The organism is Pseudomonas sp. PA-6-3C (genome assembly GCF_021605825.1).
GTDB classification, from domain to species: domain Bacteria; phylum Pseudomonadota; class Gammaproteobacteria; order Pseudomonadales; family Pseudomonadaceae; genus Aquipseudomonas; species Aquipseudomonas edaphica.
Map to the genome: position 1 here is coordinate 108,574 of NZ_WKDV01000006.1, position 26,398 is coordinate 134,971.

The window sequence follows — 26,398 nt, forward strand, 5'->3', positions numbered from 1 at the left end:
ATTTATGAAGGGTTGTTGGCGGGGGTTATGCTCAGCAACGGTGCACGTCAATCCTGTACACAATCAATGCCGCACCCGATGTGCACACAAATAGCCGACACTGCAACAGACGGCCGTCAGGAAGGTGCCCCAGGCCATGTCCATCAGTGCCAGTCCGGCTGACCAACCTTGCAATGTGGCCCAGTTGCTCAGGTCATACGTGCCGTAGGCCACCAGGCCGAGCAGAGCGCCAAGGCCTGCTGCACGTTGCCAGCTGCCGCTGGGCAAAACCACGAACACCACACAACCGAGGGCATACAGCAGATAAAACAGCACAGCAGGCAGCAAGCGAGGCTGATCAAGCATCAGCGAGCCGAGCAGGGATCTGTAGGTCTGGCCCATGAAAACGCCGAGCCAGAGGCCGTCGAGCACCAGAAACGCGAGTAAAGTGCCGAGGTAAGCGAAGCGTATTTTGCGGGTCATGGTTGCAGCCTCCATAGGCGCCGAGCGGCACCTACAGAAGAGCAAAACGCGATCAGCTTAGTTCAATGCGATCGGCGTGAATCACAATCTGGCCCTGCTTGTAGAGCGCACCAATGGCTTTCTTGAAGTTGCCTTTGCTGACACCGAACAAATTGCTGATCACCGCCGGGTCGCTCTTGTCGCTGACCGGCAGGGTGCCGTTGTTTTCACGCAACTTGGCGAGGATCTTCGAGTTCAGGCTCGAGGCCGCTTCCTGGCCAACCGGTTGCAGGCTCAGGCTGATGTTGCCATCGGCGCGAATCTCTTTAATGAAGCCTTTCTCTTCCTTGCCCGGGCGCAGGAACTTGAACACTTCGTTCTTGTGGATCAGGCCCCAGTGCTTGTTGTTGATGATCGCCTTGAAACCCATGTCGGTGGCTTCGGCCACCAGCAGGTCGACTTCCTGGCCCACCTGGTAGTTGGCAGGTGTCTTATCCAGGTAGCGGTCAAGTCGCGCGGTGGCGGTGATGCGTTTGGTGTGCTTGTCGAGGTAGACGTGCACCACGCAGTATTCACCTGCGGTCAGCTGGCGTTTTTCTTCCGAATACGGCAGCAACAGGTCTTTTGGCAAACCCCAGTCGAGGAATACGCCGATGCTGTTGACTTCGACGACTTTCAAACTGGCGAATTCGCCGACTTGAACTTTCGGCTTTTCAGTCGTCGCGATAAGTTTGTCATCGCTGTCCAGATAAATGAAAACGTTAAGCCAGTCTTCATCTTCACTGGGAATATCTTTGGGGATATACCGATTAGGCAAGAGGATTTCGCCATCTTGCGCACCATCCAGGTACAAACCAAAGTTAGTGTGTTTAACCACTTGCAAGCTGTTGTAGCGCCCGACTAAAGCCATTTCCAGATACCTTCGTTACGTGGGCGGCATTCTACCCGAGTTGCGCCCGCCACGCGCGTGCGCCTGAAAAATCGCGGGCTGGCGTGGCCTCGTAATGGCACCGCCCCGCTCGTCTGATCAATCGATCGAATTTTACCCGCGGGCAGCAGCCGAATAAACCCTGTGGTTTCGAGTTAAAACAGTAAGTTAGGGGCTTATTTCAAGGTCAAATTTTGGCCGATTACAACGGCTTTGGTTATTCCCAGAGGATATTTGCCAAGCAATTGTCAAGTATTTCCTGTACGATGCCTGGCCAAGTTAATTTTCTACAGGTTAGTGGCCGCCATGCGCGTAAAAGCATCCAACAGCAAAGCAAAGCCAGCTCCCGCCGTTGAAACCAGCGAATCGATCAACAGCCAAATTGCTGCTTTCCTCAAGTCCGGCGGCGAAATCCAGCAAATTGCCAAGGGCGTGAGCGGCCAGACTTTCGGCCCGTCCAAGCAGATCAGCCTGGGCAAAAAGTAATACCCGCGCGTCGCATCTAGCTCCTAAGCGTCTTGCCTTCCAAGGCGCCAGGACTAGAGTCTGAAACACCCTCCTGCTACTTATCTTGATGTGCTAATCGACGAACGGGGCTCACCGCGAAGCATTCGCCGGTATGCTTGCACCCGTCTAGCACGGGCATCTGTCCGATTTTTTCATTACTGCTCCTCGCTTTTCATGGAGTGAAGCATGCTCAAGCCCTGCTTGTTTCTCATCGCAGCCCTTACAGCAAGCCCCCTCGCATACGCGCAGATTTTTCAGCGTGAACTGGGTGACTTCGACCTCAAATTAGGCACCACGCCCAGCCGCAGCATGGCCCAGGGTTTGGTCAAGCCCACCTCGCCGGGCAGCGATTCCTTCCACGGCGGCCTGGACCTGAGCCACGACAGCGGCCTGTATTTCGGCCAGTTTTCGCCCAATATGGGCCTGTCCTCGGCCAACAACCTTGAAGTCGACTCCTACATGGGCTTCAAGCGCCCCTTCGACCAGACCCTCGGCTACGAAGTCGGTATGATCCACTACAGCTACCCCAAGCTCAGCCCGCTCGACAGCCAGGAGTTCTACGGCGGCTTGAACCTGCTGGGCAATCGCTTCGGCGTGTCGTTCAGCAACGATCCGGATCGCCAGGACAGCACGCTGTTTGCCGACCTCGGCGGTACACAGCCCTTCGGCATCGGCGTCAGCATGAAGTACACCACTCACCAGCTCGGCACTCCAACTGCGGTGGAAGGCGGCACCATCAGCAGCTTCAGCGACTGGTCAGTGCAGTTCTCCCGCGCATGGAAAGGCGTTGACCTGGACCTGATCTATAGCGGCTCCAGCCTCAGCGGTGGAGACTGCTCGGCCTACTCCGGACACAATTCGCAATGCGACGGCCTGTTGACCTTGAAGGCCGCGCGGTCGTTTTATTGATGGGCTGAACTGTCGCGCCTCGCACAGGTTCACATGCATGAACCCTCCCTGCGCAAGGACACGCCCATGCTGCGTCGGATCAAATTACTGGTGGTATTACTGACGTTGAGCCTGGTGCTCGCCGGCTGCAATCGCGTGGGCCTGGCCTACCGCAACCTTGATGTGATCATCCCCTGGACGCTCAACGACTACCTGGACATGAACGCCGGGCAAAAGAGCTGGTTCAATGACACCCTCAAGGAACATCTGGCCTGGCACTGCACCACTCAACTGCCGGGCTACCTGGACTGGCTTGATCGCCTGCAACAAATGGTCGACAACAACCAGATCACCGACGCCGCGCTGCAAGCGCGCACCAGCGAAGCCAAGCAGGCGATCGCTGAAGTGGCCCGTGAGATCACCCCGTCAGCCATCCAGTTGCTGCAGGGCCTGGATGATCAACAAGTCAAAGACATGGGAGATGCGCTGGCCAAAGACCTGCGCAAGCGCCAGGACGAATACCTCAAACCGCCACTGGCTCAGCAGATCAAGGAGCGCGCCGAGCGCATGAGCAAACGCCTGGATGCGTGGATGGGGCCTTTGAGTCCCAGCCAGCAGAACCGAGTGACGGCGTGGTCAATCGCGCTGGGTGAACAGAATCAGGAATGGATCGGTAATCGCGCCCATTGGCAGGCGCAATTTATCGACGCCTTGCAGCAGCGTCACAGCGCTGACTTCCCACAGAAAATCCAACAGCTGCTGGTGGATCGCGAGAGCCTGTGGACCCCGCAATACCGCACCGCCTATGCACAGACCGAAGCCGCTGCCCGCGGCCTGATCATCGACCTGATGGCCGAAAGCACGGCGCAGCAGCGCCAGACACTCACACAAAAAATCCGCAAGGTTCGCAGTGACTTCCAGGCCCTCAAATGCCTCAAGGCCGCGTCGATTTAAAATGTGGAAGCGGGCTTGCTCGCGAATGCGGTGAATCAGTCGATGAATCTATTGACTGACACACTGTATTCGCGAGCAAGCCCGCTCCCACATTTTGATTTGGGGTGTGCTCTTTCAGGCAATCTGCGCCTTGGAAGCCACCTCGGCGAACGTCGCCGGGTCCAGCGCGTCGGCCTGCTCGTCCAGCACCTGGCGCGGGTGGTCGTTGCCCGGAATTGAGCTGTCGATCAGGGCCAGCAACTGCGCGCCCAGCGCCGTGAGGATGAAGTTCTCACCATTGCCGCCCTCTTCTTCCGGGCGCGATTCAATGAAACCGCGTTTGAACAACAGCGCTTCGTAATCGGCGGCGGTCTTTTTCAACACGTCCAGGTTACCGGTGGATTCGCCCGCCGTGGCCTTCTCGGCGGCTTCCTGCTCGGCGTATTTGCGCGGCGCAAAGCTGCCTTCGCCGTTCTGCACTTCATGCAGTAGACGTTCGATCAGATCCCAGTTGTAAGTCGTCATCCTGATTACTCCCGCGGGCAGATTAAAAAGTGGCCCGTCATAGGTAGTGACATGACCTGACACTGGCCGTTCATCCCAATAGACGAGCGTCATTTCTCTGAACTTTCCAGACGTTCGCGCCCTCAACTGAACACCACTGCCAAGGAGGTCCGACCATGAAAACCCTGATGAACCTGGCCATCGCCGCCGCCCTGCTGAGCGCCCTGCCCGCCTGGGCCTGCACGCCGGAAGAGGCCACGGCCAAACGCGAACAACTGGCCAGGGAAGTGACCAAACTGACCCAGCAAAACCCGGCCAAGGCCAAGGAAATCAACGATGAGTTGCAACACATGAACCTGGAGACTGCCAGCGCGGATCTGCCGGACAAGTGCCAACTGATCGACCAGCGCCTCAAGGAGCTGGACGAGGCGGCCGCCAAAGCAAAAAATTAACCACCACAACGGGACGCGGAGCGCCCCTGGCGGCATTCCCACGCAGAGCGTAGGAACGATCAACTGAGGGCATAAAAAAACCGGACAGCGTCCGGTTTTTTTATATCAGCGGCCTTATTCGGCAGCTGGCGCTTCTGGCTTGCGGCGCTTGAGCGGCGCCATGCCGTCCTTGCTGACGAGCGACAGGTTGTCGGTCTTCGGCCGGTTGGCAATCTTGCGCTTGGTTGGCGACTTGGCGCCGGTTTTCTTCTTGTCACCCTTGGCGTCGGTCTTTTTCTTCTTCACGCCGACGGCTTTGCCCGACGCCTTGACCTTCTTCGGCCCGGTGTAGGTGCCTTTGACTTCCTTGAGGGTGCGGCGCTCGAACGACTGCTTGAGGTAGCGTTCGATACTCGACATCAGGTTCCAGTCGCCGTGGCAGATCAGCGAGATCGCCAGACCATCATTGCCGGCGCGCCCGGTACGACCAATACGGTGCACGTATTCGTCGCCGCTGCGCGGCATGTCGAAGTTGATGACCATGTCCAGGCCATCCACGTCCAGGCCGCGGGCGGCAACGTCGGTGGCGACCAGGATCTTCACGCCGCCAGCCTTGAGGCGGTCGATGGCCAGTTTGCGATCCTTCTGGTCTTTCTCGCCGTGCAGCACGAACGCCTTGTATTCCTGAGCCACCAGACGACCGTAGATGCGGTCGGCTGCTGCACGGGTGTTGGTGAAGACGATGGCCTTCTGATAGGTCTCGTTGGCCAGCAGCCAGTTCAGGATCTGTTCTTTGTGTACGTTGTGGTCGGCCATCACGATCTGCTGACGCGTGGTCGCGTTCAGGTCGCTGACGTTGTTGACCTGCAAGTGCTCAGGGTTGTTCAGCACCTTGGCAACCATATCGCGCAAGGTCGAACCGCCGGTGGTGGCGGAGAACAGCATGGTCTGCTGGCGATTGACGCACTCGGCAACAAGACGCTGCACGTCATCGGCAAAGCCCATGTCGAGCATGCGGTCGGCTTCGTCGAGCACCAGCACTTCGACTTCCTTGAGGTCGAGGTTACCGGCGTTGAGTTGCTCGATCATCCGGCCTGGGGTGCCGATCAGGATGTCGGGCACCTTGCGCAGCATGGCGGCCTGGACCTTGAAGTCTTCACCGCCGGTGATGATGCCGGACTTGATGAAGGTGAACTGCGAAAAGCGCTCCACTTCTTTCAAGGTCTGCTGGGCCAGCTCGCGGGTCGGCAACAGGATCAGGGTCTTGATGCTCACGCGGACTTTGGCCGGGCCAATCAGGCGGTTCAGCACCGGCAGGACGAAAGCGGCGGTTTTACCGCTGCCGGTTTGTGCCGTCACCCGCAGGTCACGCCCTTGGAGCGCGAGCGGGATGGCCGCTGCTTGCACAGGCGTAGGCTCGACAAATTTAAGCTCGGCCACGGCTTTGAGCAGGCGTTCGTGCAGGGCGAATTGGGAAAACACGGGTGCTACCTCGAAGAAATACAAAATATCAGCTGCATAGGGTAACGGTTTCGGGCGCTCAAACCGAGTTTCTTTACGCGAACGAGGCTAATCAGCTGCTTTTTTGTCAGCAGATTTGTCCGCAAAACCAACTTTGTTGCACATAAATGCTCTAATCGACCCGTGTTGTCTTACAGAAGAATCGGTTTTACCCATGGATATCAAACAGCTCTGGCTCAACGTCCAAGACCTTTGGGGCGCCCTCGATGAACACCCGCTGCTGCATGCCAGCCTGGGTTTGCTGATACTGCTGGTAGTCGCCCTATTGGTCGGACGGGTAGCACGCTACCTCATCCTCCACGCCGTCAAACTGCTCGGCCGGCAACCGGCGCTGCACTGGCTCAATGACCTGCGGCATAACAAAGTCTTCCACCGCCTGGCGCAAATGACGCCCTCGCTGGTGATCCAGTTCGGCCTGTACCTGGTACCCGACCTGAGCAAGACCGCCACCCTGTTTATCGGCAATGTGGCGCTGGCGTTCACCATCCTGTTCATGACGCTGGCCGTGAGCGCCCTGCTCAACGCCTTGCTGGATATCTACGCGCGCACCGAACATGCCCGCACCCGCTCGATCAAGGGCTATGTGCAGTTGGCAAAGATGGTGCTGTTCGTGTTCGCCGCGATCATCATCGTCGCTACCTTGATCGACCGTTCGCCGCTGTTGCTGCTCTCGGGTCTGGGTGCAATGTCAGCGGTGATTTTGTTGGTGTACAAGGACACGCTGCTGTCGTTTGTGGCCAGCGTGCAGCTGACCAGCAACGACATGCTGCGGGTCGGCGACTGGATCGAGATGCCTCAGGTCGGCGCCGACGGTGACGTGGTGGATATCACCCTGCACACGGTCAAGGTGCAGAACTTCGACAAAACCATTGTCTCGATCCCCACTTGGCGCCTGATGTCCGAGTCGTTCAAAAACTGGCGCGGCATGCAGGCTTCCGGCGGGCGCCGCATCAAACGCAGCCTGTATATCGACGCCAGCGGCGTGCGCTTTTTGCGCGACGACGAAGAAGTGCGCATGACCCAGGTACACCTGCTCACCGACTACATCAGCCGCAAGCAGGCCGAACTCAAGGCCTGGAACGCAGCTCAGGGCCATAGTGCGCAACTGTCGGCCAACCGCCGCCGCATGACCAACCTCGGCACCTTCCGCGCCTACGCCCTGGCGTACCTGAAAAGCCACCCGGACATCCAGCCGAACATGACCTGCATGGTGCGCCAGATGCAAACCACCGCCCAAGGCGTGCCGCTGGAAATCTACTGCTTCACCCGCACCACGGCGTGGGCCGATTACGAGCGCATCCAGGGCGATATCTTTGATTATTTGCTGGCGGTGTTGCCGGAGTTTGGCTTGAGCCTGTATCAGCAGCCGAGTGGCAATGATTTGCGCGCGGGGATGGTGCCGGCGGTGTTGGGGGCCAGCCATTTGCCAGCCCTGGAAAACGAATCTGCCTGACGCCATCCATTCCCTGTGGGAGCGGGCTTGCCCGCGATAGCGGTGTATCAGTCGAAATATTTGCCGACTGACACCCCCTATCGCGGGCCGCTCCCACATCTGGATCAGCTTATGACCGGCACCTTGCGCACACCCAAGCGACTGATCCACACCGCCCCCAGAATCACCAAACCTCCCAACGCCAAGCGCCCCAGCGGCTCGTGCTGATTCCAGATCAGCAGGTTCAGCAACAACCCCACCGGCACATGCAGGTTGTTCATCACCGCCAATGTACCGCCGTTGACCAGGCAGGCGCCTTTGTTCCACCAGTACATGCCCAGCGCAGTGCTGACCAGCCCAAGGAACACCAGTACGCCCCATTGCAGCGGCGCTTCGGGCAAAAAGTTGCTTTTCCCGAACAGCAGAAATGCCGGCAGCACCACGATCAAGGCGCCCAGGTAGAAGTAGCCGAAGCGCCGGTAGTGCGGCAGGTCGCTCGGATAACGCGCCACCAGGTGCTTGTACATCACCTGCCCGGCGGCGTAGGTGAAGTTGGCCAGTTGCAGCAGCAAGAAGCCCATCAGGAAGTTCGGCGTGATCTGGTCGAAGCGAATCACCGCCGCGCCGCCCACGGCAACCAGCGCAGCAATCAGCGCCCAAGAGTTGAATCGGCGGTTAAGCGCGTCTTCGATCAGGGTCACGTGCAACGGCGTGAGGATGGTGAACAGCAACACTTCCGGCACCGTAAGTACGCGAAAGCTCAAGTAAAGGCATACATAGGTCACGCCGAACTGCAGCGCACCGATCAGCAACATGCCGCGCATGAAGGGTGGCGCCACCGAACGCCAACGGGTCAGCGGGATGAAGATCAACCCGGCCAATACCACGCGCACCAGCACGGCGAAGTAGCTGTCGACGTGACCGGCGAGGTATTCGCCGATCAAGCTGAAGGAAAATGCCTGAATCAGGGTGACAACCAGTAAGTAGCCCATGCGCGCCTCGTTTCGAATGGGCGGGACATTAAAGGTTTTCGCCGTTTACTGAAACTCAAGGCAAAAAAAACCCGACCTCGCTAAAGCGGCAGTCGGGCAGGAGCACTCAGGAGCAACAAGTGCAAAGGGAGGTTCGATACGCGTACTTGAAGGGTTTGCGTGGAGCGATATAAACACCACGCGATTATGTGACGATTAAAACGTCAGGCGACCTGTGCCAGCAGCGCTTTGGCGTGGTTGATGCCCTTCTCCTGGAAGTCACCGCTCAAGTTCACGCCTTCGGCATGAATGAAGGTGACGTCATGAATCCCGATAAAGGCCATGACCTGACGCAGGTACGGTTCCTGATGGTCGGAGCTGGCGCCGGTGTGGATGCCACCGCGTGCGGTCAGCACAATGGCGCGCTTGCCGGTCAGCAAACCCTGCGGGCCGGTGGCGGTGTACTTGAAGGTCACACCGGCACGCAACACGTGGTCCAGCCAGGCTTTGAGGGTGCTGGGAATGGCGAAGTTGTACATCGGCGCGGCCATCACCAGCACATCGGCGGCGAGCAATTCGTCGGTCAGTTCGTTGGAGCGGTCCAGGGACGCCTGCTCGACGCGGCTGCGCTGGTCGGCGGGTTTCATCCAGCCGCCGAGCAGGTTGGCGTCCAGGTGCGGAACCGGGTTGAGGGCCACATCACGCACAGTGATCTGATCCGCCGGGTGGGCGGCCTGCCATTGGCTGATGAACTGTTGAGTCAGCTGGCGGGAGATCGAATCCTGCTGGCGGGCGCTGCTTTCGATGATCAGAACATTGGACATGGCTGGGTAGGCTCCATCTGTAAATGCTGTAAGACGATGGAGTGAAGATTAAACAGAGCCAATTCGATAAAAAAGCGTAAAAAACTGCTATAACCCATCTATAAATTTGTTTATAAGCGGAGTATTGCTGTGGGCATGCTCCGCTGTCGGTTTATTTTGGGGTGCAGGTCAGTGCGATACGCATTTTGATAATGGCGCGGCTGAAATTCACCGTGGTGTTGGTGGTTTTCCCCGCCGCAACTGTGACCTTGCGAGTACGCGGGGCTTCCGGGCCGTTGGTAAAACGCACCTTGCACTCCGCATCATTTGAGCCGTAATTGGTCAGTCGGATCGAACTAATATTGCTGTCGACATCCGAGGCGCTGTAATCGATCTTCACACCCTGAATGTCTTTCGTCACATCGGTGCTGAATGCAAACGCGCCCATCGGCAGCAGCGCCAGCAACACACAACAGAATTTTCTCATTCGGCAGTCTCCAATAAGGACCGCCAGCTTAGGACAAGAGGAGCTCATCTTGAAAGCGCCCCGCGTTACCCTCGATCAATGGCGCACGCTGCAGGCCGTGGTCGACCACGGCGGCTTCGCCCAGGCGGCTGAAGCACTGCACCGTTCGCAGTCCTCGGTGAGCTACACCGTGGCCCGCATGCAAGACCAGCTCGGCGTGCCATTGCTGCGCATCGACGGACGCAAGGCCGTGCTCACCGAGGCCGGTGAAGTGCTGTTGCGCCGCTCGCGGCAACTGGTCAAAAACGCCAGCCAACTGGAAGACCTCGCCCATCATATGGAACAGGGCTGGGAAGCCGAAGTACGCCTGGTGGTGGACGCCGCCTACCCGAATGCACGCCTGGTGCGGGCGCTCACCGCCTTTATGCCGCAAAGCCGTGGCTGCCGCGTGCGCCTGCGTGAAGAAGTGCTGTCGGGCGTTGAAGAGCTGTTGATGGATGGCATGGCGGACCTGGCCATCAGCGGCTTCATCATTCCAGGCTACCTGGGCACCGAAATGAGCGACGTGGAATTTATCGCTGTGGCCCACCCCGACCACTCACTGCATCGCCTGAACCGCGAGTTGAGCTTCCAGGACCTGGAAAGCCAGATGCAAGTGGTGATCCGTGACTCTGGCCGCCAGCAGCCGCGCGACGTCGGCTGGCTCGGCGCCGAACAGCGCTGGACCGTCGGCAGCTTGCCCACCGCCGCCACCTTCGTCAGCAGCGGCCTGGGCTTCGCCTGGTTGCCCCGACACCTGATCGAACGCGAACTCAAGGATGGCCTGCTCAAGCAGCTGCCATTGGAAAAGGGCGGCAGCCGCAACCCGACGTTCTACCTGTACTCGAACAAAGACAAACCCCTGGGGCCGGCCACGCAGATTCTTATCGATTTGTTGCGCACCTTCGACACCGCTCCCCTGGACGCACCTTTCGCCGCCCCCCAGCAAGCCTGAAACGGAGTTCACCCATGGCCTGGTTCGACCACGAAGGCTGCAGCCTGCATTACGAGGAATACGGTCACGGCGCTCCGCTGATCCTGATCCACGGCCTGGGCTCCAGCAGCCAGGATTGGGAACTGCAGATTCCGGTCCTGGCCCGGCATTACCGCCTGATCGTGGTGGATATACGCGGTCACGGTCGCTCCGACAAACCCCGCGAACGCTACAGCATCCAGGGTTTTACCTTCGATCTGGTGGCGTTGATCGAACACCTGAACCTGCCGCCCGCCCATGTGGTGGGTTTATCCATGGGCGGCATGATCGCATTCCAGCTGGCCGTGGACGACCCCGCTCAGGTCAAGAGCCTGTGCATCGTCAACAGCGCGCCCGAGGTCAAGGTGCGCAGCGCCGATGATTACTGGCAATGGGCCAAGCGCTGGAGCCTGGCGCGCGTGCTTAGCCTTGCCACCATCGGCAAAGCGCTGGGCGATCGGCTGTTCCCCAAACCCGAGCAAGCCGACCTGCGGCGCAAAATGGCCGAACGCTGGGCAAAAAACGACAAACGTGCTTATCTCGCCAGCTTCGATGCGATTGTCGGCTGGGGCGTGCAGGAACAACTTTCCAGAATTACCTGTCCTACCCTGGTCATCAGCGCCGACCACGACTACACCCCCGTGGCGCAGAAAGAAAACTATGTAAAACTGCTGCCCGATGCGCGGCTGGTGGTAATCGAAGATTCCCGCCATGCCACGCCCTTGGATCAACCCGAAGTCTTTAACGCTACCTTGCTCGATTTTCTAAAGACAGTCGAAACCACTACCCAGGATCACTGACCCATGCTGAAAAAAATCGCCTTCTTTGCCGGCTCCGTATTGTTCGCAGCCAACCTGATGGCTGCTGAGCCTGCCAAGGCCCCTCACGTCCTGATCACCACCACCAATGGCGACATTGAAATCGAACTGGACCCGGTCAAGGCGCCGATCAGTACCAAGAACTTCCTGGCCTATGTCGACAAAGGCTTCTACACCAACACCATTTTCCACCGCGTGATCCCGGGTTTCATGGTCCAGGGCGGCGGTTTCACCGCGCAGATGTCGCAGAAGCCGACCGAAGCACCGATCAAGAACGAAGCCAGCAACGGCCTGCATAACGTTCGTGGCACCTTGTCGATGGCACGCACCAACGATCCAAATTCGGCCACCAGCCAATTCTTCATCAACGTGGCTGACAATGCCTTCCTCGACCCTGGCCGCGATGCGGGTTATGCCGTGTTCGCCAAGGTGGTCAAGGGCATGGACGTCGTCGACGTCATCGTCAACTCGCAAACCACTACCAAGCAAGGCATGCAGAACGTGCCAATCGATCCTGTTGTGATCAAGTCGGCCAAGCGCATCGACTGAGGTCCGCAGCAAGCTCCGCACGCGGCCCACAACGCCGCGTGCGCATTTGAAAGGAGAGCCCGCAACGCGGGCGTCAGACTGAATGCTCTATCGTCGCTTTGAACAACTGATCGACATTTTCCGCGACGCTCCCAGCGCCGCCCCTCCTGATAAAGTCCTGCCCTTCTACCTCTACTACCTGCGCCAGGTGTGGCCAAGTTTTGCCGCCTTGCTGGTGGTCGGCCTGATCGGCGCGTTGATCGAAGTGGCATTGTTCAGCTACCTCAGCCGCATTATCGATTTGGCCCAAGGCACGCCGCCCGCCAACTTCTTCCAGATTCACAGCGCCGAGCTGATCTGGATGGCCGTGGTTGCCCTGCTGCTGCGCCCGATCTTCAATGGCCTGCATGACTTACTGGTGCACCAGACCATCAACCCAGGCATGACCAGCCTGATCCGCTGGCAGAACCATAGCTACGTACTCAAGCAGAGCTTGAACTTCTTCCAGAACGATTTCGCCGGGCGCATTGCCCAGCGCATCATGCAAACCGGCAACTCCTTGCGCGATTCGGCAGTGGCGACGGCGGAAGCCATCTGGCATGTGTCGATCTACGCCATCAGCGCCCTGGTGCTGTTTGCCGAGGCGGACTGGCGCCTGATGATCCCGCTGATCACCTGGATCATTCTTTACAGCCTTGCGTTGCGTTACTTCGTGCCTCGCGTGAAAGAACGCTCGGTGATTTCCTCCGAGGCGCGCTCCAAATTGATGGGCCGCATTGTCGACGGCTACACCAACATCACCACCTTGAAGCTGTTCGCCCATACGCAAAATGAGCAGGAATACGCCAAGGAAGCGATCATCGAGCAGACCGAAAAAACCCAGTTGGCCGCGCGCGTGCTCACCAGCATGGACGTGGTGATCTGCACCTTGAACGGCGTGCTGATCGTCACCACCACCGGCCTGGCATTGTGGCTGTGGACGCAGTCACTGATTTCGGTGGGCGCCATCGCCCTCGCCACAGGCCTGGTGATCCGTATCGTCAACATGTCCGGCTGGATCATGTGGGTGGTCAACGGCATCTTCGAAAACATCGGCATGGTGCAGGACGGCCTGAAAACCATCGCTGCACCGCTGGCAGTGACCGACCGCGACAATGCCCCGCGCCTGAACGTGCCGCACGGCGAAGTGCGTTTCGAGCAGGTGGATTTCCACTATGGCAAAAAGAGCGGGATCATTGGCGGCCTGAACCTTCAGATCAAAGCCGGTGAGAAAATCGGCCTGATCGGCCCCTCCGGCGCGGGCAAATCAACCCTGGTCAACTTGCTGCTGCGCCTGTACGACCTGCAAGGCGGGCGCATCCTGATCGACGGCCAGAACATCGCCGAAGTCGCCCAGGAGTCCTTGCGGGCACAGATCGGCATGATCACCCAGGACACCTCGCTGCTGCACCGCTCGATCCGTGACAACTTGCTGTACGGCAAGCCGGATGCCACCGATGAGGAACTCAACGCCGCCATCCACAAAGCCCGCGCCGATGAATTCATCCCGCTGCTGTCGGATGCCGAAGGGCGCACAGGGCTGGATGCGCACGTGGGCGAGCGCGGGGTGAAACTCTCGGGCGGGCAACGTCAGCGCATTGCCATTGCGCGGGTGCTGCTCAAGGACGCGCCGCTTCTGATCATGGACGAGGCCACCTCGGCACTCGATTCGGAAGTGGAAGCGGCGATTCAGGAAAGCCTGGAGACCTTAATGCAAGGCAAGACGGTGATTGCGATTGCGCACCGGTTGTCGACCATTGCGCGCATGGACCGGCTGGTAGTGCTGGAGAAAGGCCAGATTGCCGAGACCGGCAGCCATGCCGAACTGCTGGCCCATGGCGGCTTGTATGCCAGGTTGTGGCAGCACCAAACGGGTGGGTTCGTCGGCATCGATTAAAAACACACCGCAAAACAGTGTGGGAGCTGGCTTGCCTGCGATAGCGCACTGTCAGTACCGAATTGGTTATCTGGCACACCGCAATCGCAGGCAAGCCAGCTCCCACCTTTAATCAGCGCCAAGCCCCTAATCCACGGGCCCCTGGCGCTTTTTTTATGGCCTGGATTTGTATCAAAAGCGTGCTGTAATCAGTGCAGTGCCTAGAGGGGCGCTGAAGTAAATCTGCAGGGAGCATCACTGATTTGCTGATTCGGTAGAGCTATCTATCAAGGACGTGTCGCATGTCTTTGTTCAAACGTTCAATCACAGAGGGGTTAGGTACGTTTTGGCTGGTGTTGGGCGGTTGCGGGAGTGCGGTGTTGGCCGCAGCGTTTCCCGCCGTCGGGATCGGGTTCCTCGGTGTGGCCCTGGCCTTCGGGCTGACGGTGCTGACCATGGCGTTTGCCATCGGGCATATCAGCGGGTGCCACCTCAACCCGGCAGTGTCAGTGGGGCTGGTCGTGGGCGGGCGGTTTCCGGCCAGGGAGTTACCGGCTTACATCGTCGCGCAGGTAATCGGCGCCACTGTCGCCGCTGCGCTGTTGTACTTCATTGCCAGTGGCAAGCCGGGGTTCGAACTGGCGTCGGGCCTGGCCTCCAACGGCTACGGCGAGCATTCGCCGGGTGGCTACTCGATGGCTGCGGGGTTTGTCTGTGAGCTGGTGATGACGGCGATGTTCGTGCTGATCATCCTCGGCGCCACCGACCGTCGTGCTCCGCCGGGTCTTGCACCCATCGCCATCGGCCTGGCCTTGACCTTGATCCACTTGATCTCCATTCCCGTGACCAACACTTCGGTCAACCCGGCCCGCAGTACCGGCCCGGCACTGATCGTTGGCGGATGGGCGATCCAGCAGTTGTGGATGTTCTGGCTGGCGCCGATCCTCGGTGCTGTAATCGGCGGCGTGACCTATCGATGGCTGGGCAAGGAGCAGCCAGCCTGAGGCAAACGGGTTCAGCCCTGCCGATAAGGCAGGGCTGCCCTTGCCTCTTCGGCATACGCCAGAATCCCAACCCGCTCGCGCTCCAGGAAGTCTTCCACGGCATTCTTCAAACCCGGATGGCGCAGGTAGTGCCATGACCGTGTGATCACCGGTTCAAAGCCGCGAATCAACTTGTGTTCGCCCTGGGCGCCAGCGTCAAAACGTTGCAGGCCGTGGGCGATGGCGTAGTCCATGCCTTGGTAGAAGCAGGTTTCGAAGTGCAGGCGGTCGAACTCCGCGAGGCAGCCCCAGTAGCGGCCATAGAAACTGTCGCCACCGATCAGGCTGAAGGCCATGGCCACCGGGCGTGCGCCTTGTTTGGCCAGCACCACGCGGATCGCCTCGGGCATGCGTTCGGCCAGCAGGCTGAAAAAGGCGCGGGTCAGGTAGGGTGACTGGCGACGCACCGCGTAGGTGTTGGCGTAACAGGCGTAGACAAAATCCCACTGCGCCTCGCTTAACTCGTGGCCTTGCAACCATTCAAAATCGATGCCCTGCCCCGCCACTTGCTCGCGCTCTTTGCGCATTTGTTTGCGCTTGCGTGAACTCAAGGCATCGAGGAAGTCCTGGAAGTCGCGATAGCCGCGGTTTTGCCAGTGGAACTGGCAGCCCAGGCGCTGCAACCAACCCGCCTGCCCAGCCAATGCGGCATCGGCCAACGGGTCGGTGAAGTTGATATGGGCACTGGAGAGCCCTTCGATTTCCAGATACCCGGGCAAGCTACCCAGCAGTTCAACCCCGTCCTCGGCATTCCTGGCCAACAAACGTGGGCCACTCACCGGACTGAACGGCACCGCCGTCAGCAACTTGGGGTAGTACTCGATGCCCGCGCGCGCGCACGCATCCGCCCAGCCATGATCAAACACGTACTCGCCGTAGGAGTGCCACTTGCGGTAGCTGGGCAGGGCCGCCACCAGCCGCTCGCCTTCCCAATGCAGCAAATGCTCGGGCTGCCAACCGGACTGCGGGCCCAGGCTGGCGCTGTCTTCCAGGGCACTCAGAAAGGCGTGCCGCACAAAGGGTTGGGCCTGCGGCACCAGGGCATCCCAGACTTGCGGGGCAATTGCAGACAGCTTGTCCAGGCGTTGCAGCGGCATCGGCATCCTCACTGTTTCTTGGCGTGAAAGCCTGGCGAGTATCGCCTATCGCGGCGCCAGGCACACCTCGAAACGAGCGCGACAAACCTCGAAACAATTAGTTCCAGATTAAATAATTTGTCATCTAGGTGAAATCACTTAGCCACTACTCCGTCATAAACGATCGCGATACTGACGCCTGTTTTTAGAGCGCCTGGTTCTACCAGGCGGCTATTTTCCGTCCGTCATCGGTCGGTTGTGTCCTGGATGGTTTGCCATCCCTCCTCACTTTCGGAGATTGATATGCGTCTTGCTTCCACTAAAACTGCGGCGGCCCTGTGTGGCGGCCTGTTGCTGGCCCTGAGCGTTCCGGCCAGCGCTGCAGTCGACGCTAAATTGCTCGACATGCTCAAGGCCAACGGCCAGATCACCGCTGCGCAGTACACCGAACTGCAAACGGAATTAGCCAAGGACCAGAAAGAAAAGCAGATCGCACAGCAAGCTCAACAAGAGACCAACGAGCAGATCGCGGCCACCGCGAAAAAAACCAACGACCTCAGCGTCTTCGATCAGAAGCTGGCCTGGGCCGCACGCACTCAGCTCAAGGGTGATGTGCGCTTCCGTCAGGAAACCGTGAAGATCCAGGGCGAATCCAACAACGGCGGCCGCGACAAAGACCGTCAGCGCATCCGTGCCCGCCTGGGTGCCTACACCGAAATCAACTCCCAGGTCGACACCGGCATCCGCGTAGCCACCGGCAGCAGCGACGACGCGCGCTCCACCAACCAGGACCAGGACAACTACTTCGACAAGAAGTCGATCTGGCTGGACCTGGGCTACATCGACTACCACCCGGACCAGATCAAGAACCTGCACGTGATCGGCGGCAAGATGCTGCAGCCGTGGGTAAACATGGGCGACGTGATCTGGGATAGCGACATCAACCCTGAAGGCCTGGCCGTCACCTACAAGTACCCATTGGGCGGCAGCGCCGAGCTGTTCGGCAGCCTGGGTAACTACAACCTCAAGGACAACGTAGACGGCGACGGCGTGCAATTTCGCCACGACCTGCGCCTGACCTCCGGCCAGTTGGGCACGCGCTTCTCGCTCACCGACAACCTGAAAATGACCCTGGGCGGCAGCGTCTACGCCTACCAGAACGACAAGGACAGCCGCTGCACAACCACCACCACGCCATGCGCGCTGGCGGTCAACGGCAACTCGGCCAACAACGAATTCCGTCTTTATGAAGGCTTTGCCCAAGCCGACATCGGCGGCCTGGCCGTGCCTTTGGCGTTCTACGGCCAGTACGTGAAAAACAACGATGCGGTGACCGACCAGGACACCGCCTGGTTGATCGGTGCCAAATCCAAGGTGTTCGGTTTCAACCTGGACTACAACTACCGCGATACGCAACGTGATGCAGTGGTTGGCGCCTTCACCGATTCGGACTTCGCCAACGGCACCACCGGTTCGCGCGGTCACAAGCTCAAAGTCAGCTACGACATCGACAAGAACTTCGCCCTCGGCGCCACGTACTTCCTGACCAAGGCTGACTACGCCAGCCGCACGCAGCGTGATGCCAACACCAACACCTTGCAGTTGGATGCTGAAGCCAAGTTCTAAATGTGCATGCAATAACCCTTGGGCCAGGACGGCCCGAGGGGGTTTCAACAGCCTTGCGTGGGTGGGTCGATCCCCATCATCCGTTAGACTCACCCACGCGAGCCTGCCTCTTTCCCACCGTTACTGATCTTTGAGCCTTTCGGCCACCAGCCGATCAGCCAGTGCATCAGCGTCCTTTACCGGCTCCTCCGGCATGATCTTCAAAGTCGCCTGCATCAGGCGCATCTGACGAATAAATCGCCGGCAGTTGGGGCAGAACATCAAGTGATGACGCACCAGCAAACGCTCTCGAAAGGTCAATTGCCCATCGAGGTAGTCACTGGACCGCGCCACTTGTTCCTTACAGGTCAACATTCGCCCGTTTCCTCAAAATGCTCCACCGTGGCGAAGACTTTAAGCCGTGCTCGATGCAACAGCACACGGACATTGGAGAGCGAGAGGGTCAGAAGATTACAAATCTCCTCCAACTCCAGGCCCTGACGTTCACGCAACACCAGTACGCTGCTTTGCAGCTCCGACAAGCTCAGGATTGTATGCTCCAGGCATTTGCGCAGTTCATCCTCGGTCAGCAAGGCTTCCGGGGTGTCCTGGTGCCAGGCGTAAGGCGCAACGGCCCAGTGGCCGTCGTCGGGGACGAAGCGGTCATCGCCAATGGTGCCGTGGGGCGAAGGCAAATCGTCGAGCAATACTTCCCGGCGATTCTGTTTGTAGCGGCCCTTGGCAGAATTGGCGGTGATGGTCAGCAGCCAGGTTTTGAGGCTGGAGCGCCCTTCGAACTTGGCCAGGTTGCGTACCACTGACAACCAGGCGTCTTGCACCACTTCATCGGCGTGGCGCTGGCCGACAATGGCATAGGCAACCGCGCGCATGGCGCTCTGATAGGTAGTGACCAGTTCCTTGTAGGCCCGCTGCTCGCCCTTGAGCAGCCGTTCAAGCAGGTGCGCGTCGTCCGCTGCTGCCATTCAAACCTCGATCTTGCCTTGGAAATAGGATCAATGTGGGAGCTGGCTTGCCTGCGATGCAAGCACCTCGGTGGATCAGTCACACCACAGTGATGCCATCGCAGGCAAGCCAGCTCCCACAAGATTAGCGCTTGCGCAGGATCACGCTGCCGATCGAGTAACCCGCACCGAACGAGCTGAGCACTGCAACCGAGCCCTTGGGCAGATCGTCCTGATAGGTGTGAAACGCGATCACCGAGCCCGCCGAGCTGGTATTGGCGTATGTATCAAGGATCACCGGCGCTTCTTCCACCGAGGCTTCGCGGCCCAGCAGCTTCTTCACAATCAGGTGGTTCATGCTCAGGTTGGCCTGGTGCAGCCAGAAGCGCTTCACGTCGGTCACGCTCAGTTGGTTTTCTTGCAGGTGTACACCGATCAACTCGGCAACCATCGGGCAGACATCACGGAAGACTTTGCGGCCTTCCTGCACGAACAGCTTGTCCGGCGCGCCGATGCCTTCTTCGGCGGTACGGTTGAGGAAACCGAAATTGTTGCGGATGTTATTGGAAAACTTGGTCAGCAGCTTGGTGCTGACCACGTCGAACTGGTGCTCGGAGGTCGCCAGATCAGCACGCTCAAGAATCACCGCCGTGGCCGCATCACCGAAGATGAAATGGCTGTCGCGGTCGCGAAAATTCAAGTGGCCGGTGCAGACTTCCGGGTTGACCATCAGGATCGCCCGGGCCTGGCCCAACTGAATGCTGTTGGCAGCGTTCTGGATGCCGAAGGTGGCCGAAGAACACGCCACGTTCATGTCGAAGCCGAAACCCTGGATGCCCAGGGCTTCCTGGACTTCAATGGCGATGGCCGGGTAGGCGCGCTGCAGGTTGGAGCAGGCGACAATCACGCCATCGATGTCGGCGGCGGTCTTGCCGGCGCGCTGCAGGGCTTGTTCGGCGGCGCCGACGGCCATCTGGCAGAGTACCGACCACTCGTCGTTGCTGCGCTCGGGCAGGCGCGGGGCCATGCGTTGTGGGTCAAGGATGCCGTCCTTGTCCATCACAAAGCGGCTCTTGATGCCCGACGCTTTCTCGATAAAGGCGGCGCTGGACTCGGTCAATGCCTGCACGTCACCGCGCTCAATGGCGGCAGCGTTGTCTGAATTGAACTGTTGCACGTAAGCATTGAAAGACTGCACCAGCTCTTCGTTGGAGATGCTGTTGGCCGGGGTGTACAGGCCAGTGCCGCTGATGACGACGTTATGCACGGTCGTTCCTCTAAATCTGTCAGGCAGAGAAGATATTGGTACCGTCGTACCAAACTTTAATTCGTTCGATACCCTCCAGCGGGCATCAAACTGGCAACGCTTTATCCCATCGCACCACAGTGTTTCGCGGCGTTACCGGTCTTTATGACTGCGAAGTTTGCCACAACCTCGCGCATTTGGCGCCATCCCCAGGATTAACCCCCACAGGGGTTGGGCGTTGCCTGGAGGATCGAGGAAGAACTCAGGCCTCGACCAGGCTCCACTGTTTGCTCAAACGCTTATCGGAAATCGGCACCTTGGTGCCCAACTGCTGGGCAAACAGCGACACCCTGTATTCCTCCAACCACCAGCGGTAAAGCTCCAGCTGCGGGTCGCGCTTGCCTTCCTGGGCGTGTTTGTTCAGGCGGTTCTGGTACTGCGCCCACAAGCCGCCCAATTCCGAGCTCCAGACCCGATCCTTTTGCACCTGGCTTGGCAACTTCTCCAAGCGCAGCTCGATGGCCTTGAGAAAGCGCGGCAATTCCTTGAACCACTGCGCCGGGGTTTCGCGCACAAAACCGGGATACACCAGGTTGCTGAGTTGCTGTTTGATGTCGTTCAACGCCACCGCCTGGGCCAGGTCGATCTTGCCTTTGAAGCGTTTCTGCAAGCCATGCCAGAGTTTCAGCACGTCCAGGGTCAAGCGCGCCAGGCGTTCGGCGTGTTCGGTCCAACTGCCGCGCTTGCGTTCGGCCAACGCAGCCAGACCCGCGCCGTCACGCGGCAGGCTGGCTTCGCCTTCGAGCACGCAGGTGTCGAGGCTGGCCAACAGAATATCTTCCACCAGCGCATCAATGCGCCCCAGCTCGCGGTACATCAGGCCCAGCTCAGTCAACCCAGGCAATTTGCCGCGCAGGAATTTTGCCGGTTCCGCCAGTTGCTGCATGAGCAGGCGCTGCAAGGCGCGGCGGTGCTGAAACTCGGCTTCGGCGGCAGTGGAGAAACGCCCTTCCTTGACCGTGCCGTTTTCTTCGACCAGTGCCGGATACACCGTCATCGACAGGCCAGCAATCTTTTGCTGGGTCTTTTCCGCCACGGCGGCAAACACCTTGGCTTCCACCGGCTGTTGGCTTTTCGCGGTTTGCGGTACAGCCAATGCGGCCTGGCTGGCCTCGGCGAAACGTGCGGTCAGCTCGGCCAGGTCGCGGCCTTCGCCCAGGAACTTGCCCTGGCCGTCAACCACCTCCAGGTTCATCTTCAGGTGGCTTTCCACCTGCTGCGCCGCCTCGGCCCAGGCTTCATCGCTGACCCGCGCGCCGGTCATGCGCAGCAATTCGCGGCCCAGCGCCTGGGGCAACGAGCCCTGGCCAAATTCGATACGTTGCAGGGCGGCCTTGACGAAATCCGGCACCGGCACAAAGTTCTTGCGCAGCGCCTTGGGCAAGTTGCGCACCAGCGCAATGCACTTGGCTTCGATCACACCCGGCACCAACCACTCCAGGCGCTCGGGCGGCAACGCCGGCAGCAATGGCGCCGGTACGCGCAGGGTTACGCCGTCGCGGGGGTGGTTGGGTTCAAAGTGGTAACTCAGGGCCAGTTCCAGGTCGCCCAGGTGCAGGGTGTCGGGGTAATGCGCGGCCGTGACTTCACTGGCCTCGCGGGCCAGCACGTCCTCTTCACGCATGATCAGCAGTTGCGGGTCTTTCTGGCTGTTGACCTTGTACCAACTGTCGAACGTGGCGGTCTGGTGGATCTCTGCCGGCAAGCGCGCGTCATAAAAGGCGTACAGGGTTTCTTCATCCGCCAGAATGTCGCGACGACGGGCCTTGGCCTCCAGTTCATCGAGCTGTTCCAGCAGTTGCTGGTTGGCCGTGAGGCACTTGGCGCGGGATTGAATCTCGCCGCGTACCAACCCTTCACGAATAAACAACTCGCGGGACACCACCGGGTCAATCGGCCCGTAATGTACCGGCCGGCGCCCGACCACAATCAGCCCGAACAGGGTGATCTGCTCAAACGCCACCACTTGGCCGCGCTTCTTTTCCCAGTGCGGTTCGAAGTGGTTTTTCTTGATCAGGTGCCCGGCCAGCGGCTCGATCCAGTCGGCATCGATCTTGGCGACCATGCGCGCATACAGCTTGGTGGTTTCCACCAGTTCGGCGGTCATCAGCCATTGCGGACGTTTTTTACCGATGCCCGAAGATGGGTGAATCCAGAAGCGCCGCTGCCGTGCGCCGAGGTAATCGCCGTCTTCGGTTTTCTGGCCGATCTGGCTGAGTAAACCGGACAGCACCGCCTTGTGCAGTTTCGCAAAGTCGGCCGGCTCCTTGTTGACCGTCAGCTGCATATCGCGGCAGATCAGGCTCAACTGGCGATGGGAGTCACGCCACTCGCGCAGGCGCAGGTAATTCAGGAAGTTCTTGCGGCACCAGTTACGCAACGGGCTGGCGGTCAGTGCCTGGCGCTGTTCTTCAAAGCCGCGCCACAGATTAACCAGCCCGGCGAAGTCCGAATCTGCATCCTTCCATTGCGCGTGGGCCTGGTCGGCGGCTTGCTGGCGCTCCGGCGGACGCTCGCGTGGGTCCTGGATCGACATGGCACTGGCCACAATCAACACTTCCTGCAAACTGCCAAGCTTGGCCGCTTCGAGCAGCATGCGGCCCATGCGCGGGTCCACCGGCAAGCGCGCCAACTGCCGGCCCAGGGGCGTGAGCTGGCTGTTGCGGTCGACTGCCGAGAGCTCTTGCAGCAGGTTAAAACCGTCGCTGATCGCCTTGCCATCCGGCGGCTCGATAAACGGGAAGTCAGTGATTTCGCCCAGGCGCAGGTGCAGCATCTGCAAGATCACGGCGGCGAGGTTGGTGCGCAGGATTTCCGGGTCGGTAAATTCCGGGCGGCCGATAAAATCTTCTTCGCTGTACAAGCGAATGCAAATGCCCGGCTCAACCCGGCCGCAGCGGCCTTTACGCTGGTTGGCACTGGCCTGGGAAATCGCCTCGATCGGCAGGCGCTGCACCTTGGCGCGGTAGCTGTAGCGGCTAATGCGCGCGGTGCCGCTGTCGATCACATAGCGAATGCCCGGCACGGTCAGCGAGGTTTCCGCGACGTTGGTCGCCAACACCACGCGGCGGCCTGGGTGGGACTGGAAAATCCGCTGCTGTTCGGCCGGCGACAGGCGCGCGTAGAGCGGCAGAATTTCAGTGTGCTTGAGCTGGGCCTTGCGCAGCATGTCGGCGGCGTCGCGAATTTCGCGTTCGCCCGGCAAAAACACCAGCACATCGCCGGGGCTGCGGCGTTCGCTGCGCTCATAGGCGGCAATTTCGTCGAGGGTGGCGAGGATCGCCTGGTCGACCGTCAAGTCATCCTCGACGCGGTTGCCCTCCTCGTCCTGCTCCAGCGTCAGGGGGCGATACCAGGTGTCGACCGGGAAGGTGCGGCCCGAGACCTCGACAATCGGCGCATCGTCGAAGTGCTTGGAAAAGCGCTCCAGGTCGATGGTCGCCGAGGTGATGATGACTTTCAGGTCCGGGCGACGCGGCAGCAGGGTTTTCAGGTAACCGAGCAGGAAGTCGATGTTCAGGCTGCGTTCGTGGGCTTCGTCGACGATGATGGTGTCGTAGCGTTCCAGATAACGGTCGTTCTGGGTTTCCGCCAGCAAAATACCGTCGGTCATCAGCTTGATCAGCGTGTTGGAGTCACTCTGATCTTCGAAACGCACCTGATAGCCGACCAGCGCGCCCAATGGCGTAGCAAGCTCTTCGGCAACCCGGCTGGCAACGCTGCGCGCAGCAATCCGGCGCGGCTGGGTGTGGCCGATCAGGCCGTACTGGCCGCGACCGATCTCCAGGCAGATCTTCGGCAACTGGGTGGTTTTACCCGAACCGGTTTCACCGGCAATGATCAGCACCTGATGCTTGAGCAACGCGGCCTTGATCTCGTCGCGCTTGGCGGCGATCGGCAGGCTGTCGTCATAGCGAATCACTGGCAGGCTGGCACGCCGCGCGGTGACCTGGGCGCAGGACGCCTGCATACGCGTAACCCACTGCGCCAGCTTCTGCTCGTCGGGCTTCTTGCGCAGCTCAAGCAACTGGCGCCGCAAGCGGTGGCGGTCGGCGAGCATGGCGTGATCGAGGTTTTTGAGCAGTTGGTCGATAGCGGGCGCTTGGTCAGTCATCAGGTACTTTGCAGGTCGTCTATTTATGCACGGCCGGCAAGTGTGGCAGAAAAGCAGCTGATCTGGCAGACGGCTAAGTAAACCGGATCAAATGTGGGAGCAACTGTCTTAATCCACGCTCCTCTGTGGCGAGCAGGCTTGCCCTGCGTTGGGCTGCGCAGCAGCCTCATTGTAGACACCGAGATACTCCTGAAAGAACTCTGAGTCTGTTTTTGGGGCCGCTGCGCAGCCCAACGCAGGGCAAGCCTGCTCGCCACAACAGCCCACTTCGCACAGACGTTGTTAAATTGGAGCAAGCCTCCTCCCAAACGGTATATGCGTTTACAGCGGGTCTTTGCGCCGATACGGAAACACATCAATCACCTTGCCCGCGCGAATCGCTTCCTGCAGGCCTTTCCAGTAGTCGGCGTTGTACAACTCGCCATGCAACTCGTCGAACAGCTTGCGCTGGCCGGCATCGGCAAACAGGAACGGCGGGAACTCTTCCGGGAATACGTCCAGTGGGCCGATGGAGTACCAAGGCTCCGAGGCCATTTCATCTTCGGGCGTGCGCGGCGCGGGGATGTGGCGGAAGTTGGCTTCGGTGAGAAAGCAGATCTCGTCATAGTCATAGAACACCACACGACCGTGGCGGGTGACGCCGAAGTTCTTCAGCAGCATGTCGCCGGGAAAGATGTTCGCCGCCGCCAGTTGCTTGATCGCCAGGCCGTAGTCTTCCAGGGCTTCACGCACTTGGGCGGGGTTGGCGTTGTCGAGGTAGAGGTTGAGCGGGGTCATGCGCCGCTCGGTCCAGCAGTGGCGAATCAGTACCGTATCGCCCTCCACCTGCACCGTACCAGCGGCCACTTCGAGCAGTTCGGCCAGGCATTCGGGCTCGAATTTGCTCAAGGGAAAACGGAAGTCGGCGAACTCCTGGGTGTCGGCCATGCGCCCCACGCGATCAACGCTTTTAACCAGCCGGTACTTCTCGATCACCGTGGCGCGGTTGACGTTCTTCGACGGCGAAAAACGGTCCTTGATGATCTTGAACACGGTGTTAAAACCCGGCAGCGTAAACACACTCATAACCATGCCGCGCACGCCGGGCGCCATGATGAATTGATCATCGGTGGTCGCCAGGTGGTTGATCAACGCGCGGTAGAACTCCGACTTGCCGTGCTTGTAGAAACCGATCGAGGTGTACAGCTCGGCAATATGCTTGCCAGGCAGGATGCGCTTGAGAAAGCCGATAAACTCGGCCGGCACCGGCACATCGACCATGAAGTAGGAGCGCGTGAAGGAGAAGATGATCGACACATCGGCTTCGTCGGTGATCAGCGCATCGATCTGGATGCCGCGCCCTTCGCGGTGCAACAACGGGATCACCAGTGGCCACTGCTCGTCGCGGGTAAAAATGCGCCCAACCAGATAGGCGCCTTTATTCCGGTAAAGCACCGACGAAAACAGCTCGATGCTCAGCTGCGGGTCTTTGCACACCCAATCCGGCAGGTTTTCGCGCAACTGCGCCTGGAGGCGGCGCAGGTCGCCGTCGAGGTCGGCGTAGGCTTCGCTGAAGCGGTAATCGGCGAAGATCTGCGCCAGCGTCGCCGCCAGGTCGCCCGCAGGCTTATAGGTACGCGTTTGCGCCGCACGTGCCCGGCGCAGGCTGGGCCGCGTGGTGTGGATGAACATGCAGCCGTCGCTGATCAGGTCATGGCTGAACAGCCCGCAAAAGATCGAGTTGTACCAGGTCTCGGACAGCTCATCGTCAAAGCGCAGGTCGATCAGGCCGATGTACGCGCTTTTGACCAATGGCCACTCGTCCACTGCCAGCAACGCCGCCTCATCGAAGTGGGCACGCAGACGCGCCGTGACTTCAGCGACCTTCTCTTCATACAAATTGATCCGCGCCGCCGACGCCGCCTGCCCTTGTTGCCACTGAGCCTTTTCGAAACGCTCGCGAGCGCCGTCGGTGATCTGGCGAAAGTGCTCACGGTAATCGTCGAAGCCATCGAGGATCATGCGGGCGATGGCAGGGGCGGATGGCGACATGCGGGAAACCTCGAACGGGTATCTGGATGCCTGAGCTTAGCCAGTGAATCGAGGCAGGAGAAGGATGATTTGCACATCCGAACTGTACAACTTCATGCAATTTGTACATTTATTTTCAATTTTCACCAATCGACCGTACGGTCAGCAAAAACACCATAAAGTC

The 26,398-nt window shown here is 59.5% G+C and carries 24 protein-coding genes; 11 read left to right on the top strand and 13 right to left on the bottom strand.

Annotation, left to right across the window (positions count from 1 at the left end; all coding sequences use genetic code 11):
• Positions 1-63: 63 nt before the first annotated feature.
• Both GIW48_RS06445 and GIW48_RS06450 read right to left on the bottom strand, forming a co-directional pair.
• Positions 64-462, bottom strand: a complete 399-nt coding sequence (locus tag GIW48_RS06445) for a DUF2177 family protein (RefSeq protein ID WP_017134858.1) — start codon at positions 460-462, stop codon at positions 64-66.
• A 52-nt stretch (positions 463-514) separates the two neighbouring features.
• Positions 515-1,351, bottom strand: coding sequence for a CvfB family protein (locus GIW48_RS06450; RefSeq protein ID WP_017134857.1), 837 nt, complete (start codon positions 1,349-1,351; stop codon positions 515-517).
• 324 nt (positions 1,352-1,675) lie between these two features.
• Here GIW48_RS06450 and GIW48_RS06455 point away from each other — a divergent pair, with 324 nt between their 5' ends.
• The 3 genes from GIW48_RS06455 to GIW48_RS06465 all read left to right on the top strand — a co-directional run bounded on the left by GIW48_RS06455 (position 1,676) and on the right by GIW48_RS06465 (position 3,718).
• A complete protein-coding gene (locus tag GIW48_RS06455; protein WP_003193095.1) occupies positions 1,676-1,855 on the top strand; it encodes a hypothetical protein in 180 nt (59 codons plus the stop codon).
• Positions 1,856-2,062: 207 nt separating this feature from the next.
• Positions 2,063-2,785, top strand: coding sequence for a TorF family putative porin (locus GIW48_RS06460; protein ID WP_186617163.1), 723 nt, complete (start codon positions 2,063-2,065; stop codon positions 2,783-2,785).
• A 66-nt stretch (positions 2,786-2,851) separates the two neighbouring features.
• On the top strand, positions 2,852-3,718 hold the full coding sequence (locus GIW48_RS06465) for a DUF6279 family lipoprotein (protein WP_236460364.1): 867 nt from the start codon (positions 2,852-2,854) through the stop codon (positions 3,716-3,718).
• 114 nt (positions 3,719-3,832) lie between these two features.
• Here GIW48_RS06465 and GIW48_RS06470 read toward each other — a convergent pair whose 3' ends face one another.
• On the bottom strand, positions 3,833-4,222 hold the full coding sequence (locus GIW48_RS06470; protein ID WP_186617167.1) for a transcriptional regulator: 390 nt from the start codon (positions 4,220-4,222) through the stop codon (positions 3,833-3,835).
• A gap of 155 nt (positions 4,223-4,377) precedes the next feature.
• Between GIW48_RS06470 and GIW48_RS06475 the strand changes: the two genes are divergently transcribed.
• Complete coding sequence (locus tag GIW48_RS06475; RefSeq protein ID WP_017134853.1) at positions 4,378-4,653, top strand: hypothetical protein; 276 nt, start codon at positions 4,378-4,380, stop codon at positions 4,651-4,653.
• 114 nt (positions 4,654-4,767) lie between these two features.
• On the opposite strand, the gene GIW48_RS06480 is transcribed toward GIW48_RS06475, so the two are convergent.
• The gene (locus GIW48_RS06480) at positions 4,768-6,114 is read right to left on the bottom strand and encodes a DEAD/DEAH box helicase (protein ID WP_236460362.1); all 1,347 of its coding nucleotides are present in this window, start codon (positions 6,112-6,114) and stop codon (positions 4,768-4,770) included.
• A gap of 193 nt (positions 6,115-6,307) precedes the next feature.
• On the opposite strand from GIW48_RS06480, the gene GIW48_RS06485 reads away from it, so the two are divergent.
• A complete protein-coding gene (locus tag GIW48_RS06485; protein ID WP_138453987.1) occupies positions 6,308-7,606 on the top strand; it encodes a mechanosensitive ion channel family protein in 1,299 nt (432 codons plus the stop codon).
• 104 nt (positions 7,607-7,710) lie between these two features.
• On the opposite strand, the gene GIW48_RS06490 is transcribed toward GIW48_RS06485, so the two are convergent.
• From GIW48_RS06490 to GIW48_RS06500, 3 genes are all read right to left on the bottom strand, one after another.
• A complete protein-coding gene (locus tag GIW48_RS06490) occupies positions 7,711-8,577 on the bottom strand; it encodes a carboxylate/amino acid/amine transporter (protein WP_017134850.1) in 867 nt (288 codons plus the stop codon).
• Between the two features lie 203 nt (positions 8,578-8,780).
• The gene (locus tag GIW48_RS06495) at positions 8,781-9,380 is read right to left on the bottom strand and encodes an FMN-dependent NADH-azoreductase (RefSeq protein WP_017134849.1); all 600 of its coding nucleotides are present in this window, start codon (positions 9,378-9,380) and stop codon (positions 8,781-8,783) included.
• A gap of 151 nt (positions 9,381-9,531) precedes the next feature.
• On the bottom strand, positions 9,532-9,846 hold the full coding sequence (locus tag GIW48_RS06500) for a 3-phosphoglycerate kinase (RefSeq protein WP_138454187.1): 315 nt from the start codon (positions 9,844-9,846) through the stop codon (positions 9,532-9,534).
• 49 nt (positions 9,847-9,895) lie between these two features.
• Between GIW48_RS06500 and GIW48_RS06505 the strand changes: the two genes are divergently transcribed.
• The 5 genes from GIW48_RS06505 to aqpZ all read left to right on the top strand — a co-directional run bounded on the left by GIW48_RS06505 (position 9,896) and on the right by aqpZ (position 15,102).
• Positions 9,896-10,819: a LysR family transcriptional regulator gene (locus GIW48_RS06505; RefSeq protein WP_017134847.1), complete on the top strand. Its 924-nt coding sequence runs from the start codon at positions 9,896-9,898 to the stop codon at positions 10,817-10,819.
• A 14-nt stretch (positions 10,820-10,833) separates the two neighbouring features.
• Positions 10,834-11,637 (top strand): alpha/beta fold hydrolase, encoded by an 804-nt coding sequence (locus tag GIW48_RS06510; protein WP_017134846.1) that lies wholly within the window; start codon positions 10,834-10,836, stop codon positions 11,635-11,637.
• Between the two features lie 3 nt (positions 11,638-11,640).
• Positions 11,641-12,204, top strand: a complete 564-nt coding sequence (locus GIW48_RS06515; RefSeq protein ID WP_016979352.1) for a peptidylprolyl isomerase A — start codon at positions 11,641-11,643, stop codon at positions 12,202-12,204.
• Positions 12,205-12,286: 82 nt separating this feature from the next.
• Positions 12,287-14,119, top strand: a complete 1,833-nt coding sequence (locus GIW48_RS06520; protein WP_017134845.1) for an ABC transporter ATP-binding protein — start codon at positions 12,287-12,289, stop codon at positions 14,117-14,119.
• Between the two features lie 281 nt (positions 14,120-14,400).
• Entirely contained in the window at positions 14,401-15,102 is a 702-nt protein-coding gene (gene aqpZ / locus GIW48_RS06525) for an aquaporin Z (protein ID WP_017134844.1), read from the top strand.
• Between the two features lie 11 nt (positions 15,103-15,113).
• Here aqpZ and GIW48_RS06530 read toward each other — a convergent pair whose 3' ends face one another.
• Positions 15,114-16,238, bottom strand: a complete 1,125-nt coding sequence (locus GIW48_RS06530) for a GNAT family N-acetyltransferase (protein ID WP_026013510.1) — start codon at positions 16,236-16,238, stop codon at positions 15,114-15,116.
• Positions 16,239-16,520: 282 nt separating this feature from the next.
• Here GIW48_RS06530 and GIW48_RS06535 point away from each other — a divergent pair, with 282 nt between their 5' ends.
• Positions 16,521-17,843, top strand: a complete 1,323-nt coding sequence (locus tag GIW48_RS06535; RefSeq protein ID WP_017134842.1) for a putative porin — start codon at positions 16,521-16,523, stop codon at positions 17,841-17,843.
• Positions 17,844-17,963: 120 nt separating this feature from the next.
• Here GIW48_RS06535 and GIW48_RS06540 read toward each other — a convergent pair whose 3' ends face one another.
• From GIW48_RS06540 to aceK, 5 genes are all read right to left on the bottom strand, one after another.
• Positions 17,964-18,197: an anti-sigma factor family protein gene (locus GIW48_RS06540; protein WP_017134841.1), complete on the bottom strand. Its 234-nt coding sequence runs from the start codon at positions 18,195-18,197 to the stop codon at positions 17,964-17,966.
• Positions 18,191-18,805 (bottom strand): RNA polymerase sigma factor, encoded by a 615-nt coding sequence (locus GIW48_RS06545; protein ID WP_016973332.1) that lies wholly within the window; start codon positions 18,803-18,805, stop codon positions 18,191-18,193. The genes GIW48_RS06540 and GIW48_RS06545 overlap by 7 nt, the downstream gene beginning before the upstream one ends.
• Positions 18,806-18,929: 124 nt before the next feature.
• Positions 18,930-20,051 carry a beta-ketoacyl-ACP synthase III gene (locus GIW48_RS06550; protein WP_099548843.1) on the bottom strand — a complete coding sequence of 374 codons (1,122 nt, stop codon included), beginning with the start codon at positions 20,049-20,051 and terminating at the stop codon, positions 18,930-18,932.
• Positions 20,052-20,292: 241 nt separating this feature from the next.
• Positions 20,293-24,204, bottom strand: a complete 3,912-nt coding sequence (gene hrpA / locus GIW48_RS06555; RefSeq protein ID WP_236460360.1) for an ATP-dependent RNA helicase HrpA — start codon at positions 24,202-24,204, stop codon at positions 20,293-20,295.
• Between the two features lie 321 nt (positions 24,205-24,525).
• Positions 24,526-26,235: a bifunctional isocitrate dehydrogenase kinase/phosphatase gene (gene aceK, locus GIW48_RS06560; RefSeq protein WP_099548841.1), complete on the bottom strand. Its 1,710-nt coding sequence runs from the start codon at positions 26,233-26,235 to the stop codon at positions 24,526-24,528.
• Positions 26,236-26,398: the final 163 nt, after the last annotated feature.